Source organism: Streptomyces europaeiscabiei (assembly GCF_001550375.1).
GTDB classification, from domain to species: Bacteria; Actinomycetota; Actinomycetes; order Streptomycetales; family Streptomycetaceae; genus Streptomyces; species Streptomyces europaeiscabiei.
Map to the genome: position 1 here is coordinate 1 of NZ_LRTR01000155.1, position 16135 is coordinate 16135.

Below are 16135 nucleotides of genomic sequence, written 5' to 3' on the forward strand. Positions count from 1 at the left end.
GGCCGAGGACATCGTGCAGGGCCTGCCGGACGGCCTCGGCTCGGCGATCGACGCCCGGGGCCGCAACCTCTCCGGCGGTCAGCGGCAGCGCGTACGGCTGGCGCGGGCGCTGGTGGCCGACCCCGAGATCCTGCTCGCCGTCGAGCCGACCTCGGCGCTCGACGCCCACACCGAGGCAAGGGTCGCCCAGCGGCTGCGGGCCGCCCGCGAGGGCCGTACGACCCTGGTCACCACCACCTCGCCCCTCGTCCTGGACCACGCGGACACCGTCCTGCACCTGGTCGACGGCAAGGTCGCGGCCGCCGGCACCCACCGCGAACTCCTCGCGGGCGAGCCGGGATACCGGGCGCTGGTGGCGCGGGACGCGGGGGAGGAAGACGGTCCCGGGGAGGAAGACGGCACGGGGCAGGACGGCACGGGGCAGGAAGACGGTTCGGGCCGGGAAGCGGACCCGGACGAGAGCACGGTCGAGGAGGTCGCACGGTGACCACGCAACCCACACCCCCCGCCTCGGGCCGGCTGCCCGTCGCGGAGGCGGTCGCCGTACGGCGGGCCACCGTACGGCTGGTGCGGGCGGACGGGCGGGCGTTCCTCGCCGTACTGGGGCTGAACGGGGCGGCGGCCGCGATGGGGCTGGCCGGGCCGTGGCTGCTGGGGCGGATCATCGACGAGGTGCGCGGCGGGGGTGGCGTCGCAGCGGTGGACCGGCTGGCTGCGGTGATCCTGCTGTGCGCGGTGGCGCAGTTGCTGCTGGCGCGTTGGGCCCGGTTCGTGGGGCACCGGTTCGGGGAGCGGACGCTGGCGCGGGTGCGCGAGGAGTTCGTGGACCGGACGCTGGCGCTCCCGGCGTCGGTCGTGGAGCGGGCGGGGACCGGTGATCTGACGGCGCGTGGCACGGCGGACGTGGACGCGGTCGGCAGGACGCTGCGGGACGTGGGCCCCGAGCTGCTGATCAGCTCGGTGCAGGCGGTGTTCCTGATCGGCGCGGTGTTCGCGCTGGATCCCCTGCTCGGGGTGTGCGCGCTGTCCGGTCTTGGCGGTATCGGGGTGGTGCTGCGCTGGTATCTGCGCCGGGCGCGTACCGGGTATCTCGCGGAGGGCGCGGCCGGTTCCGAGGTCGCGGAGATCGTCGCGGCGACCGCGTCGGGAGCCCGTACGGTCGAGGCGCTGCGGCTGGAGCGACGGCGGATCACCGCTAGCCGGGACGCGCTGGAGGTGTCCCGGCGGCGCCGGTTCCACACCCTGTTCCTGCGCACGGTGTTCTTCCCGGGCGTGGAGGTCTCGTACTTCGTGCCCCAGGTGCTCGTCCTCCTCGTCGGCGGGGTGCTGCTCGCGCGCGGTTCGGTCAGCCTGGGCGCGGTGGTGGCGGCGGCACTGTATCTGCAGCAGCTGAGCGGCCCGCTCGACGAGATCCTGATGCGGGTGGAGCTGCTGCAGAGCAGCGGCGCCTCGTTCGCCCGGGTGGAGGGGCTGGCCGGTGCCCCGCGTGTCGCCGCCGCCGACACCCCGAAACCGGCGGACGACCGCATCGACGTGACCGGGGTCCGTTACGCCTACGAGCGGGGCGGTGAGGTACTGCGCGGTGTGGACCTGACCGTGCGGCCGGGCGAACGGCTCGCGGTGGTGGGCCCGTCCGGCGCCGGCAAGACGACCTTGAGCCGCCTCCTGGCCGGCATCGACGCGCCGACCGAGGGGACGGTGACGGTCGGCGGTGTCCCCGTCGTCGATCTCGGGCCCGAACGTCTGCGCCGCCAGGTCGTCCTCGTCACCCAGGAGCACCACGTCTTCCTGGGTACGGTGCGCGACAACCTCCTGATCGCCGAACCGGCGGCCACGGACGAGGAGTTGTGGACGGCGCTGACGGCCGTGGGCGCGGACCACTGGGTCCGCGACCTCCCCGACGGTCTCGACACCCGCCTCGGTGAGGGCGGTCGCCGCACCGACGGCCCCCAGGCCCAGCAGCTCGCCCTCGCCCGCGTGGTCCTCGCCGACCCCCACACCCTCATCCTCGACGAGGCCACCGCCCTCCTCGACCCCACCACCGCCCGTCACACCGAGCGCGCCCTCGCCGCCGTCCTCCACGGCCGCACGGTCATCGCCATTGCCCACCGCCTCCACACGGCCCATGACGCGGACCGCGTGGCCGTCATGGAGGACGGTCTGCTCACGGAACTGGGCACACACGAGGAGTTGGTGGCGGCGAAGGGCGCGTACGCGGCGCTGTGGCAGAGGTGGCACGGGGAAGGGGCGGCCTGACGGCCCGCGAGGCACCGGCCCGGATCGAGCGGAGCGGTTCGCACACGACCGACCAGAACAGCACGAACAGTCCGTATATCGAACATGACCAACCGGGCAACGGACCATTTCCAGCCAACTTCTTGACGCGCTCCTGACAGGACCCGCAGTCTCCTGCCACTCTGCCCACAACCGCGACACAGCAACCTCACATGGAGGTCCGGCCGTGCCGCGAAGCACCCCCACGCATGTGGTTAAGCGTTCACCAGTTCTCACCTTGTTCTGCCCGGACGGTCACCAGCCGTCCGGTCTCCCCTGGCCGCGCGAACCGCGGCCACGCAGAAGGAGTCAGTGTTGAGACGCCAGTCCCACAGACGCACCTCCCACACCGGTAACACCTTCGGCCACAGCACCCGGCGGCGCGCGGCCGCCGGCGCGCTCGTCGCCGTCACCGCCCTGTTGGCCGCGGCAGTCCAGTCGGGCGCCGCCACCGCCGCCCCGGAGAAGGCACCGTCGGCCGCGGGCAAGGCCAACCCGGGCGCGCTCTCCATGAAGCTCAGCCCCGCCCAGCGGGCGGAGCTGATACGCGAGGCCAACGCCACCAAGGCGGAGACGGCCGAGAAGCTGAACCTCGGCGCGAAGGAGAAGCTCGTCGTCCGCGACGTGCTCAAGGACCGCGACGGCACCGTGCACACGCGGTACGAGCGGACGTACGACGACCTCCCGGTCCTCGGCGGCGACCTGGTCGTCGAGACGTCGAAGGCGGGCGGGACCGAGGGCATCGTCAAGGCCACCAAGGCGACGATCGCCGTCAAGTCGCTGACGCCCGCCGTCTCCGCCGGCAAGGCCGAGAAGCAGGCGCTCGGCGCGGCGAAGGCGGAGGACGCCAAGAGCCCCGAGATCAACCGTGCGCCCCGCAAGGTCGTCTGGGCCGCGAGCGGCAAACCCGTCCTCGCCTACGAGACGGTCGTCGGCGGCTTCCAGCACGACGGCACCCCGCAGGAGCTGCACGTCGTCACCGACGCCACCAGCGGCGCGAAGCTGTACGAGTGGGAGGCGGTCGAGACCGGCACCGGCAACACGGTGTACAGCGGCTCGGTCACCCTCGGCACCACGCAGTCGGGTTCGACGTTCAACCTCACCGACGGCGCGCGCGGCGGCCACAAGACGTACAACCTCAACCGCGGCACCTCCGGCACCGGGACCCTGTTCTCCGGCCCCGACGACGTGTGGGGCAACGGCGCCCCCTCGAACCTGGAGTCGGCCGGCGCCGACGCCCACTACGGTGCGGCGCTGACCTGGGACTACTACAAGAACGTGCACGGCCGCAGCGGCATCCGCGGTGACGGCGTCGGGGCCTACTCGCGCGTGCACTACGGCAACAACTACGTCAACGCGTTCTGGCAGGACGCCTGCTTCTGCATGACGTACGGCGACGGCTCGGGCAACGCCAACCCGCTGACGTCGATCGACGTGGCCGCGCACGAGATGTCCCACGGCCTCACCTCCAACACGGCGAAGCTCAACTACAGCGGAGAGTCCGGCGGCCTGAACGAGGCCACCTCCGACATCTTCGGCTCCACGGTCGAGTTCTACGCGGCGAACTCCTCCGACGTCGGTGACTACCTCATCGGCGAGGAGATCGACATCAACGGCGACGGCACGCCGTTGCGTTACATGGACAAGCCGAGCAAGGACGGCTCGTCCAAGGACGCCTGGTACTCGGGCATCGGCTCGATCGACGTGCACTACTCGTCGGGCCCCGCGAACCACTTCTTCTACCTCCTCTCCGAGGGCAGCGGCGCCAAGACCATCAACGGCGTCAACTACGACTCGCCCACCTCGGACGGCCTCCCGGTGACGGGCATCGGCCGCGCCAAGGCGGAGCAGATCTGGTTCAAGGCGCTGACCACGAAGTTCACGTCGACGACCAACTACGCGGCGGCCCGCACCGGCACGCTCGCGGTCACCGGTGATCTGTACGGCACCACGTCCGCCGAGTACACGGCGGTGCAGAACGCGTGGGCCGGCATCAACGTGGGCTCGCGGCCCGGCGGTGGCGGGGGCGGCGGTACGTCGTTCGAGAGCACGACCGACGTGTCGATTCCGGACAACGGCGCGGCGGTCACCTCGCCGATCACCGTCTCCGGCCGGACCGGCAACGCCCCCTCGAACCTCCCGGTCGCCGTGGACATCGTCCACACCTACGTCGGTGACCTCCAGGTCCAGCTCGTCGCCCCCGACGGCACGGCGTACACCATGAAGGCGTACGGCACCGGCGGCAGCTCGGACAACCTCAACACCACATACACCGTGAACGCGTCCTCCGAAGTCGCGAACGGTGTCTGGCAGCTGCGGGTCCAGGACAACGCGGCCCGGGACACCGGCTACATCAGTGGCTGGAAGCTGACGTTCCCGTAGGGTGCGGCACGGCCCTTCATATACGAGGGCCTGAGGTGAGCGTGAAGTGACAGGGCGTCGCCCCGGTGGAGCCAACTCCCCGGGGCGGCGCCTTCTTTGCGGTTCTCCGGCCGCTGCTTTGCTGATCACCGGCCCCCGCTTTGCTGCGCCTTTGCCGTGTTCGAAGCCGATTTACATGGCAGCAACATTTCAGGACGGTTGACTTTCGGCCAACATCACCTTGCCCTCCTGACATGTACGCGCCCTTGGTGGCACGCTTCAGCCACCCGCCGCACTCGTAACTTCAGTTCCGCCGGACGGCTCCCCATACCGTCCGGTCTCCCCCACCAAGGAGCATGAGTGACTCCGTTCTACGCGCGTCGCAAGAGCACCACGCTGGCCCTCGCGACCGCCGTCGCCGCCGGTGCCCTGCTGACCACCGGACTGACCACCGGCGCCACCGCCCAGCCCGCGCCCGTCGCGGGCAAGGCCCAGTCGGCCGGCGCCCCGGTCAAACTGACCCCCGCCGCGCGCACCGCCCTGATCAAGAAGGCGGACGCGGCCACGGCCGAGACCGCCGACGAGATAGGCCTGGGCGCCAAGGAGGAACTGGTCGTCCGCGACGTCCTCAAGGACACGGACGGCACGGTCCACACCCGCTACGAGCGCACGTTCGGCGGCCTCCCGGTCCTCGGCGGCGACCTGGTCGTCCACGAGTCCAAGGCCGGCACCGTCAAGAGCGTCACCAGAGCGACCAAGGCGACCGTCAAGGTCTCCGACCTCACCGCCGACGTCACCAAGGCCACCGCCGAGAAGCAGGCGCTGAAGGCGGCCAAGGCCGAGGGCTCCACCAAGACCGAGGCGGACAAGGCCCCGCGCAAGGTCGTCTGGGCGGCGAGCGGCAAGCCCGCGCTCGCCTACGAGACGGTCGTCGGCGGCTTCCAGCACGACGGCACCCCGCAGCAGCTCCACGTGATCACCGACGCGGAGACCGGCAAGAAGCTGTACGAGTTCGAGGCCATCCAGACCGGCACCGGCAACAGCAAGTACAACGGCTCGGTCACCATCGGCACGACCCTGTCGGGCTCGACGTACAACCTGACGGACGCCACCCGTGGCAACCACAAGACGTACAACAAGGCCCGCGCCACGTCGTCCTCGGCCGGCACGCTGTTCACCGACGCCAACGACGTCTGGGGCACCGGCAGCGTCACCAGCTCCTCGACCGACCAGAACGCCGCCGTGGACGCCCACTACGGCGCCCAGGTCACCTGGGACTTCTACAAGAACGTCCTCGGCCGCAACGGCATCAAGAACAACGGCGTCGCCGCCTACTCCCGCGTCCACTACGGCAACGCGTACGTCAACGCGTTCTGGGACGACAGCTGCTTCTGCATGACGTACGGCGACGGCGCGGGCAACATCAAGCCGCTGACCTCCCTGGACGTGGCCGGCCACGAGATGAGCCACGGCCTGACCTCCAACACGGCCGGCCTCAACTACTCCGGCGAGTCCGGCGGCCTGAACGAGGCCACCTCCGACATCTTCGGCACGGCCGTCGAGTTCTACGCGGCCAACTCAACCGACGTCGGTGACTACCTCATCGGCGAGAAGGTCGACATCCGCGGCAACGGCACCCCGCTGCGCTACATGGACCAGCCCAGCAAGGACGGCAGCTCGGCCAACTACTGGTCGTCGTCGCTGGGCAGCCTGGACGTCCACTACTCGTCGGGCCCGGCGAACCACTTCTTCTTCCTCCTCTCGGAGGGCAGCGGTTCGAAGACGATCAACGGGGTGAGCTACAACTCCCCGACCTCCAACGGCGCCACGATCACCGGTATCGGCCGCGCCAAGGCCGTCCAGATCTGGTACAAGGCGCTGAGCACGTACATGACCTCGACGACCAACTACAAGGGCGCCCGCACGGCGACCCTGAACGCGGCGTCCTCGCTCTACGGCTCCAGCAGCGCGGAGTACGCGGCGGTGAACGCGGCGTGGGCGGCGGTCAACGTCAACGCCTGACCTGACGTGGTGGTGCAGGTATAGGTGACTGGGGCGGTACCCGGAGAGAAGGCGACTCCGGGTGCCGCCCTAGGCTTTGCGCCATGCCCGCAACAAACGCCCCGCTCCCCGAGGGTCCCTTCACGTACGACGCGGTCGGCGCGACCCGCGACGGCCACTGCCCGCCCGACTTCAACCCCCTGCACGTCCGCTCCCGCATAGGCGAGGGCACCGACGTGTTCGAGCGGGCCGCGCACGCCGTCCGCACCTGGGAGATGCACCGCGCCCTCGGCGTCGGCATACGCGCCTCCGCCCCCGAGGCGGCCCCCGGTGTCGACGTGACGGTCACCCTCGGCGGCGTCATCAAGGCCCCGTGCCGGGTGGTGTGGACCGTGGACGAGCCCCGCCGCAAGGGCTGGGCCTACGGCACGCTCCCGGGCCACCCCGAGTCCGGCGAGGAGGCCTTCGTCGTCGACCGCACCGGAGACGGCACGGTCTGGCTGACGGTCACGGCCTTCAGCCGCGGCGCGAAGTGGTACGCCCGTGCGGGCGGGGCGGCGACCAGGGGGCTGCAGCATGCTTACGCACGGCGGTGCGGGGTGGTGCTGCGGCGGTTGGCGGACAACCCGAAGGAGTGAACCAGCGCTGCAGCCCCAAGGTCCAGGTGGGAAACCCCGGGCCCGCACGCCTACTGCTCTCGGAACCGACTCGGCGGTACGAAGACGAACCAACGCTCGACTTCCTGGTCAGGGCCCGCGGGCTCTGGGGGGAGTGTCGAGACCTCGGTGGAGACCTGGGACGGCGACGGCCTCGACACCTTCCTCGCCTTCCGGGCGAACGGCTCGTGGTCGAGGTCGCCGGTCACCCCATCGGGCCTCCCACCCGTCCCGGCGGGCAGCAGTCCGTGCCGGCCACCCGCAACCTGGGACTGCGTCGCATCCGCACCGGCGGCGACCGCGACTCTCACCTGCTGCTCCCCGCCGTGCCCTGAGTCCGATCACACGGCAGAGCATGCGTCATCGCAACCTCCGGCTCCGAGGAGACCCGTACGGCACCGGGTCCCGGCCGGCCGTCGCACCACCTGTCGGCTCGGTGAAGCGGCGCACGGGCGCGGAGGTCCACGACCGAGAATCGATGCCCCGCACAGGCGGTGCCCATACGGGGCGCGGTCGCGGGAAGAGCCGTTACCGCATCAACACCCCCGCCTGCTCCCCCATCTCCCCCATCTCCTCCGACGGCACCGCCACCAGCCCCAGTTCGGCGGCCGAGGCCAGCAGCCGGTGGGCCGGCAGGATGCGGACCGTGTAGCCGAAGGAGCCCGTGCGGTCCAGGGACAGCGGGCCCTCGTAGCCCCAGCGGCCCTCGTCGTCGGGGCCGCTCGTCGGCTTCAGCGGGACGTACGTCGCGTCGGTGATGCGGTCCTCGCTGTCGACGCGGCCGGAGACCGCCTGGACCTCGACGTCGTCCGGCACCAGCTCACCCAGGCCGACCCGGACGCGCAGCACCAGCGTCGCGCCCAGCTCGGCGGCCGTACTGAGGGGAGCCGCCGAGGTCTCCACATGGTCCACGGTCACCCGGTGCCAGGCGCCCCGCACCCGTGCCTTCCACTCCGACAGCTCCCGGGCCACGTCCGGGACCAGCGACCGGTGGGCTCGGGCGGCCGGGGCGTACAGGCGCTCGACGTACTCCCGGACCATGCGGCCGGCCAGCACCTTCGGGCCCAGATGCGTCAGGGTCTCGCGGACCATCTCGATCCACCGGTCGGGCAGGCCGCCCTGCCCGCGCTCGTAGAAGCGCGGGGCGACCCGCTGTTCCAGCAACTCGTAGAGGGCCGACGCCTCCAGGTCGTCCCGGCGGTCGTCGTCCGTCGCCGTACCGTCCGCCGTGGGGATCGCCCAGCCGAAGTCCGGCCGGAACCATTCGTCCCACCAGCCGTCCAGCACCGACAGGTTCAGACAGCCGTTCAGGGCCGCCTTCATGCCGCTCGTCCCGCACGCCTCCAGGGGGCGGAGAGGGTTGTTGAGCCAGACGTCGCACCCCGGGTACAGCTTCTGCGCCATCGCCATGCCGTAGTCGGGGAGGAACACGATCCGGTGGCGGACGCGCGGATCGTCCGCGAACCGCACCAGCTCCTGGATCAGGCGTTTCCCGCCGTCGTCCGCCGGGTGCGCCTTGCCCGCGATCACGATCTGCACCGGCCGCTGCGGATGGAGCAGCAGTTCCATCAGCCGGTCGGGGTCGCGCAGCATGAGAGTCAGGCGCTTGTAGGACGGGACTCTGCGCGCGAACCCGATCGTCAACACATCCGGGTCCAGGACGCCGTCGATCCAGCCGAGTTCGGCGGTGCCGGCGCCGCGCTGCCGCCAGGAGGCGGTCAGGCGTTCCCGTACCTCCACGACCAGTTGCTCGCGCAGGTCGCGGCGCAGGTCCCAGATGTCCTGGTCGGGGATGTCGCCCACGGCGTCCCAGCGCTCCGAGCCGCCGACCGTCATGGCGTCCTCGGTCCGTTCGGCGCCGATCTGCCGGGCGCCGAGGCGGAAGACCTCCGGGGCCACCCAGGTCGGGGCGTGCACGCCGTTGGTGACCGAGGTGATCGGCACCTCGTCCGGGTCGAACCCCGGCCACAGTCCCGAGAACATCTCCCGGCTGACCTGCCCGTGCAGCAGGGAGACACCGTTGGCCCGCTGGGCGAGCCGCAGCCCCATCACCGCCATGTTGAAGACGTTCGGGTCGCCGCCCGCGTACGTCTCCATGCCCAGCCCCAGGATGCGGCCCACGTCGATGCGCGGGAGTTCGGCGTCGGGGCCGAAGTGGCGGGCGACCAGCTCGCGGTCGAACCGGTCGATGCCGGCGGGGACGGGGGTGTGGGTGGTGAAGACCGTGCCGGAGCGGACCGCCTCCAGTCCGGCGTCGAAGTCGAGCCCCTCGTCACGGAGTTCGGCGATGCGTTCCAGGCCGAGGAAGCCGGCGTGACCCTCGTTGGTGTGGAAGACCTCGGGCCCGGCGTGGCCGGTGAGCCGGCAGTACGTGCGTACGGCCCGCACACCTCCTATGCCGAGCAGCATCTCCTGGAGCAGCCGGTGTTCGCTGCCGCCGCCGTAGAGCCGGTCGGTCACGCCGCGTTCGCCGAGGTCGTTCTCCTCGACGTCCGAGTCGAGCAGCAGCAGCGGCACCCGGCCCACCTGGGCCTGCCAGATCCGGGCGTGCAGCCGGCGCCCGCCGGGCAGCGCCAGGCCGACCTGGGCCGGTGAGCCGTCGGCCTCCTGGAGCGGCACCAGGGGCAGTTCGTTCGGGTCGAGCAGCGGGTAGTGCTCCTGCTGCCAGCCGTCCCGGGACAGGGACTGCCGGAAGTAGCCGTGCCGGTAGAGCAGCCCGACGCCGATCAGCGGCACGCCGAGGTCGCTGGCCGCCTTCAGATGGTCGCCTGCGAGGATGCCGAGGCCGCCGGAGTACTGCGGCAGCGCGGCCGTGATGCCGAACTCGGGCGAGAAGTAGGCGATGGCTGCCGGGAGTTCGGACGTCTGTGCCCGCGTCTGCCCTTGCGCCTCCCCCCGCCCCTGCGCCTGGTACCAGCGGTCCCCGGTGACGTAGTCACGCAGGTCGTCGGCGGCGGCGGTCAGCCGGCGCAGGAAGCGCCGGTCCTCGGTGAGTTCGGCGAGGCGCCGGGTGGAGACGGAGCCGAGCAGGCGCACGGGGTCGCCGCCGCAGGAGGCCCAGCGCTCGGGGTCGACCGACTGGAAGAGGTCACGGGTCTCCGCGTGCCAGGACCAGCGCAGATTGCGCGCCAGCTCGCTGAGCGGGTGGAGGGCTTCGGGCAGGACGGGTCGGACGGTGAATCTGCGGATGGCCTTCACAGAGGGTTCCACCTTCGCGCCAGGACGTACGGGCCGGGGGACGCACTCCGCTGTGCGCCGTTCGTCATCCCCCGACGGTAGCGGCGCGGGGGCCCGGCAACCACGGGGCGTCCCTCGGTATGCGATTACGGCGCATCCGTACCCCGGCCGCCCCGGCGGGCAGTCCACCCCGGGGAGTTCAGTCCTGAATTCGTCGCATCCCCGCCGCAACTTCACATGTACCCCACGGGCGATATGGCCGATTACCCCCCTCCGCGCGGCCTTGTGGTGCTTCACACCGCACGAGAGGCTGCCCAGTGGCGTACCGGCCGACCTCGGCCGAATCCGGCGAACTCCTGCAGCCCGCCACGACCGGCTTCCGGAGAACCCTGGTGTTGGTGCGCCGGTTCGAGGAGGGGGTTCTCACACATGCGTCACCCGGCAGAGGCGAGAATCAGGCGGACGCGCTGGGCGGGAGGGCTCACCGCGGTCATGACGGCCGCGGCACTTTCGGCCATTTCCCTGCCCGCGCAGGCCGCCGCGGAGGGGCTCGTCCAGGGAGCCGGGGGTCCCGGTTCCGTCAACGGCAGTTACCTGGTGACCCTCAAGGCGGGAACGAAGGCCCCGTCGAAGGCCGGAAAGGGCATAGCGACGAAGTACGGGGCGAAAATACGCCACACGTACAGCACCGCCCTGAACGGCTACTCCGTACGGGCCGACGAGAAACAGGCCAGGCGTCTCGCGGCGGACCCCCGTGTGGCCTCGGTCGTCCAGGACACGAAGGTCACCTACGACGGCCGGCAGTTCGCGTCCGGCCGTCGGCAGCCCAACCCGCCCGCGTGGGGCCTGGACCGCGTCGACCAGTCGAACCTGCCGCTCGACAAGAGCTACACCTGGCCGAAGTCGGCGGGCAGGGGCGTCACCGTGTACGTGATCGACACCGGCATCCGGACCACGCACCAGGACTTCGGCGGGCGGGCCGTCAGCGGCTGGGACTTCGTCCAGAACGACCGGACCGCACAGGACGGCAACGGGCACGGCACCCATGTCGCGGCCACCGTCGCCGGCACCACCTACGGCGTCGCCAAGAAGGCCGAGGTCGTCGCCGTACGCGTGCTCGACGACGCGGGCGGGGGGACGACCTCCCAGGTGATAGCGGGCATCGACTGGGTCACCAAGCACGCGAGGAAGCCGGCCGTGGCCAACATGAGCCTGGGCGGGCACGGCAACGCCCAGCTCGACGCGGCCGTACGCAACTCCATAGCGTCCGGGGTCACGTACACGGTCGCCGCGGGCAACGACGGCCTCGCCGCGGGCCTCTACTCACCCGCCCGCGTCAAGCAGGCGATCACGGTCGGCGCCACCGACAAGAAGGACGTCCGCGCCAAGTTCTCGAACTGGGGCCCGATCCTTGACCTGTTCGCCCCCGGTGTGTCCATCACCTCCGCGTCCCACAGGAGCAACACCGGGAAGACGACCCACTCCGGTACGTCCATGGCCTCCCCGCACGCCGCGGGCGCGGCGGCCCTGTATCTGGCCGACCATCCGCGGGCGGCACCTGCCGACGTGGGCAGGGCGCTGGTGGAGCGTTCGATTTCGGGCAAGGTCAAGGACAAATATCCGGGCTCCCCGAACAAGCTTCTCCACGTCGACAACTCGTAGGAGCCCGTAACACCACAGGTGAACGGCTCTTTACCCAGAGCGACTACAGTGACCGGCCTCGCCCCTCTCGGACGAGGCCGGTCTTGTGTGTAGACATACGCGTGAGTAGTTAACAAAGTGCCGGAATGCCCACCCGCACTGTGTGGGAAGGCTCCACCGGTACATCCCGCTGGCCCCAACCTCCCCACACCCTCATCCGCCCACCCACGTTGACGCGGACAGGAGCGGTCATGCCCGCCACGCACCACTCGTCACCACCCCCGACGCCCAGTACCACCACCGCCACACCTGACAGCACCGCCGCACGCCCCGCACGCCCGGCGCACACGGGCCCGCCCGCGCCGGTCACGCCACCCCCGAAGACCCCCGCGACACCGGGCGCCCCCACCATCGGGCGGATACCGGTTCTCGACGTACGGCCGACCGTCCACCACGGCCGCCGGCCGGCGAAGGCCGTCGTGGGCGAGGCCTTCGAGATCTCGGCCGTCGTCATCCGGGAGGGCCACGACGCGGTCGCCGCCAACGTCGTGCTCAGGGACCCGGAGGGCCGCCCGGCCGACTGGACCCCGATGCGTGAACTCGCCCCCGGCACGGACCGCTGGGGCGCCACCGTCTCCGTACCGAGCGAGGGCGTCTGGTCCTACACCGTGGAGGGCTGGGGCGCGCCGATCACCACCTGGCGCCACCACGCCCGCATCAAGATCCCGGCCGGTATCGACACCGAACTCGTCCTGGAGGAGGGCGCCCGCCTCCACGAGCGCGCCGCCGACGGCATCCCCGAGGGCCGGAGCGGACGAGGCACGCTCCTCGCCGCCGTGGACGCGCTGCGGGACACCGCCCGGCCCGCTTCCTCCCGGCTGGCGGCGGCGTTGGCGCCGGAGGTGGACGAGGTCCTGACCCGCCACCCCCTGCGCGAACTGGTCACGTCGTCGGAGCCGCTGCCGCTGCTGGTGGAACGGGAACGGGCCCTGTTCGGCTCCTGGTACGAGTTCTTCCCACGTTCCGAGGGCACCCCCGAGCAGCCCCACGGCACGTTCCGCACCGCCGCCCGCCGCCTGCCGGCCATCGCCCGGATGGGCTTCGACGTCGTCTACCTCCCCCCGATCCACCCGATCGGCACCACCTTCCGCAAAGGCCGCAACAACACCCTCTCCCCCACCCCGGACGACGTGGGCGTGCCCTGGGCCATCGGCTCCCCCGAGGGCGGCCACGACACCGTCCACCCCGACCTGGGCACCCTCGAGGACTTCGACTTCTTCGTCGCCGAAGCCCGCGCCCTCGGCCTGGAAATCGCCCTGGACTTCGCCCTGCAGTGCTCCCCCGACCACCCCTGGGTGCACAAACACCCCGAGTGGTTCCACCACCGCCCCGACGGCACGATCGCCTACGCGGAGAACCCGCCGAAGAAGTACCAGGACATCTACCCCATCGCCTTCGACGCCGACCTGCCCGGCCTCCTCGCCGAGACCACCCGCATCCTGCGCCACTGGATGGACCACGGCGTACGGATCTTCCGCGTCGACAACCCCCACACCAAACCGGTGCTCTTCTGGGAACAGGTCATCGCCGACGTCAACACCACCGACCCCGACGTCATCTTCCTGGCCGAGGCCTTCACCCGCCCCGCCATGATGCACACCCTGGCCGCCACCGGCTTCCAGCAGTCCTACACCTACTTCACCTGGCGCACCACCAAACAGGAACTCACCGACTACGCCACCGAACTCGCCGGGGACGCCGCGAGCTACATGCGGCCCAACTTCTTCGTCAACACCCCCGACATCCTCCACGCCTTCCTCCAGGAAGGCGGCCGCCCCGCCTTCGAACTCCGCGCCGTCCTGGCCGCCACCCTCTCCCCCACCTGGGGCGTGTACTCCGGCTACGAACTCTGCGAGAACACACCGCTCAAGCCCGGCAGCGAGGAGTACCTCGACTCCGAGAAATACCAACTCCGCCCCCGCGACTGGGACACAGCCGCACAAGACGGACGTACGATCGCACCACTGCTCGGCAAGCTCAACGAGATCAGGCGTCGAAGCCCGGCGCTGCGTCAGTTGCGGGATCTGCACTTCCACCACGCCGACCAGGAAGCGGTGATCGTCTATTCGAAGCGGGCGGGCTCGAACACGGTTCTGGTGGTGGTCAACCTCGACCCCCACCACACCCAGGAGGCCACGGTCTCGTTGGACATGCCGCAACTCGGCCTGGACTGGCATGAGTCCGTGCTGGTGCGCGACGAGCTCACCGGCGAGGTCTACACCTGGGGCAGGAACAACTACGTACGTCTAGAACCGGGCCGCACGCCCGCCCACGTACTGACCGTCCTGCGACCGTCCAACCCGCAGATCGGGGGGTCACCCACACAATGATCGTCAACGAGCCCGTTCCGGACACCTTCGAGGACACTCCGCAGAAGGACCGGGACCCTGACTGGTTCAAACGCGCCGTCTTCTACGAGGTCCTCGTCCGCTCCTTCCAGGACAGCAACGGCGACGGCATCGGCGACCTCAAGGGCCTCACCGCCAAACTCGACTACCTGCAGTGGCTGGGCATCGACTGCATCTGGCTCCCGCCCTTCTTCAAATCGCCCCTGCGCGACGGCGGCTACGACGTCTCCGACTACACCGCCGTCCTCCCCGAGTTCGGCGACCTCGCCGACTTCGTCGAGTTCGTCGACGCCGCCCACCAACGCGGCATGCGCGTCATCATCGACTTCGTCATGAACCACACCAGCGACCAGCACCCGTGGTTCCAGGAGTCCAGGAACGACCCCGACGGCCCCTACGGCGACTACTACGTCTGGGCCGACGACGACAAACAGTTCCAGGACGCCCGCATCATCTTCGTCGACACCGAAGCCTCCAACTGGACCTTCGACCCCGTCCGCAAGCAGTACTTCTGGCACCGCTTCTTCTCCCACCAACCGGACCTCAACTACGAGAACCCGGCGGTACAGGAGGAGATCATCTCGGCGCTGCGGTTCTGGCTGGACCTGGGCATCGACGGCTTCCGCCTGGACGCGGTGCCCTACCTGTACCAGCAGGAGGGCACCAACTGCGAAAACCTTCCCGCAACCCACCACTTCCTCAAGCGGGTGCGGAAGGAGATCGACGCGCACTATCCCGACACCGTGCTGCTGGCCGAGGCGAACCAGTGGCCGGAGGACGTCGTCGACTACTTCGGCGACTTCCCCAGCGGCGGCGACGAATGCCACATGGCATTCCACTTCCCGGTGATGCCGAGGATCTTCATGGCGGTCCGCAGGGAATCCCGCTACCCCGTCTCGGAAATCCTCGCCAAGACCCCGGCCATCCCCTCCAGCTGCCAATGGGGCATCTTCCTGCGCAACCACGACGAGCTGACCCTCGAAATGGTCACCGACGAAGAACGCGACTACATGTACGCGGAGTACGCCAAGGACCCGCGCATGCGCGCCAACATCGGCATCCGCCGCCGGCTCGCCCCGCTCCTGGACAACGACCGCAACCAGATCGAACTCTTCACCGCCCTGCTGCTGTCCCTGCCCGGCTCGCCGATCCTCTACTACGGCGACGAGATCGGCATGGGCGACAACATCTGGCTCGGCGACCGCGACGCCGTACGCACCCCCATGCAGTGGACACCCGACCGCAACGCCGGCTTCTCCTCCTGCGACCCCGGCAGGCTGTCACTGCCGACGATCATGGACCCCGTCTACGGCTACCAGGTCACCAACGTCGAGGCGTCCATGTCGTCGCCGTCGTCACTGCTGCACTGGACCCGCCGCATGATCGAGATCCGCAAACAGAACCCGGCGTTCGGCCTCGGCACCTACACCGAACTGCCGTCGTCCAACCCGGCCGTCCTCGCCTTCCTGCGGGAGGCGCCCTCGACCGAGGGCAACGGGGACGACCTGGTGCTGTGCGTCAACAACTTCTCCCGTTTCGCACAGCCCACCGAACTCGATCTGCGCGCCTACGAAGGACGCCACCCCGTAGAACTCATCGGCGGTGTGCGCTTCCCCG

The 16135-nt window shown here is 70.3% G+C and carries 10 protein-coding genes; 9 read left to right on the forward strand and 1 reads right to left on the reverse strand.

Annotation, left to right across the window (positions count from 1 at the left end; all coding sequences use genetic code 11):
* From AWZ10_RS06990 to AWZ10_RS51400, 6 genes are all read left to right on the forward strand, one after another.
* Positions 1-487 (forward strand): ATP-binding cassette domain-containing protein (locus AWZ10_RS06990; RefSeq protein WP_159058225.1); only part of this gene is annotated, 487 nt, incomplete at its 5' end.
* Complete coding sequence (locus tag AWZ10_RS06995) at positions 484-2256, forward strand: ABC transporter ATP-binding protein (protein WP_060890676.1); 1773 nt, start codon at positions 484-486, stop codon at positions 2254-2256. The genes AWZ10_RS06990 and AWZ10_RS06995, both read left to right, overlap by 4 nt.
* A 330-nt stretch (positions 2257-2586) precedes the next feature.
* Positions 2587-4656 carry a M4 family metallopeptidase gene (locus AWZ10_RS07000; RefSeq protein ID WP_079104309.1) on the forward strand — a complete coding sequence of 690 codons (2070 nt, stop codon included), beginning with the start codon at positions 2587-2589 and terminating at the stop codon, positions 4654-4656.
* Between the two features lie 339 nt (positions 4657-4995).
* A complete protein-coding gene (locus AWZ10_RS07005; RefSeq protein WP_060890678.1) occupies positions 4996-6657 on the forward strand; it encodes a M4 family metallopeptidase in 1662 nt (553 codons plus the stop codon).
* An 83-nt stretch (positions 6658-6740) separates the two neighbouring features.
* Positions 6741-7274, forward strand: coding sequence for a DUF1990 family protein (locus AWZ10_RS07010; RefSeq protein WP_060890679.1), 534 nt, complete (start codon positions 6741-6743; stop codon positions 7272-7274).
* 206 nt (positions 7275-7480) lie between these two features.
* Positions 7481-7627 carry a hypothetical protein gene (locus tag AWZ10_RS51400; RefSeq protein WP_159058226.1) on the forward strand — a complete coding sequence of 49 codons (147 nt, stop codon included), beginning with the start codon at positions 7481-7483 and terminating at the stop codon, positions 7625-7627.
* Between the two features lie 193 nt (positions 7628-7820).
* Here the strand turns inward: AWZ10_RS51400 and glgP are convergent, their stop codons facing one another.
* A complete protein-coding gene (gene glgP / locus AWZ10_RS07015; protein ID WP_060890680.1) occupies positions 7821-10490 on the reverse strand; it encodes an alpha-glucan family phosphorylase in 2670 nt (889 codons plus the stop codon).
* Positions 10491-10898: 408 nt separating this feature from the next.
* On the opposite strand from glgP, the gene AWZ10_RS07020 reads away from it, so the two are divergent.
* From AWZ10_RS07020 to treS, 3 genes are all read left to right on the forward strand, one after another.
* A complete protein-coding gene (locus AWZ10_RS07020) occupies positions 10899-12131 on the forward strand; it encodes a S8 family peptidase (RefSeq protein ID WP_046705777.1) in 1233 nt (410 codons plus the stop codon).
* Between the two features lie 230 nt (positions 12132-12361).
* Complete coding sequence (locus AWZ10_RS07025; protein ID WP_060890681.1) at positions 12362-14500, forward strand: alpha-1,4-glucan--maltose-1-phosphate maltosyltransferase; 2139 nt, start codon at positions 12362-12364, stop codon at positions 14498-14500.
* The coding region (gene treS, locus AWZ10_RS07030) for a maltose alpha-D-glucosyltransferase (RefSeq protein WP_060890682.1) at positions 14497-16135 on the forward strand (1639 nt) is incomplete at its 3' end. The genes AWZ10_RS07025 and treS, both read left to right, overlap by 4 nt.